The sequence below is a fragment of the Streptomyces sp. BE20 genome, from assembly GCF_036322525.1.
Lineage (GTDB): Bacteria > Actinomycetota > Actinomycetes > Streptomycetales > Streptomycetaceae > Kitasatospora.
Window position 1 is genome coordinate 1 of sequence record NZ_JAQYWW010000429.1, and the last position, 243, is coordinate 243.

A 243-nucleotide genomic window follows, 5' to 3' on the forward strand; every position below is an offset into this window, starting at 1 on the left:
CCGCGGTCGTCACGGTCACGGTTGAAGGACGGACGGTCCCCACGGTCGCGGTTGAAGCCGCCACGGTCGTCACGGTCACGGTTGAAGCCACCGGAGCGGCCACCGCGGTCGTCACGGTCACGGTTGAAGGACGGACGGTCCCCACGGTCGCGGTTGAAGCCGCCACGGTCGTCACGGTCACGGTTGAAGCCACCGGAGCGGCCACCGCGGTCGTCACGGTCACGGTTGAAGGACGGACGGTCC

General features: G+C 69.5%; 1 protein-coding gene. It reads left to right on the top strand.

Annotation, left to right across the window (positions count from 1 at the left end):
- A partial coding sequence (locus tag PUR61_RS03750; RefSeq protein WP_329875569.1) for a hypothetical protein occupies positions 1 to 243 on the top strand: 243 nt, incomplete at both ends.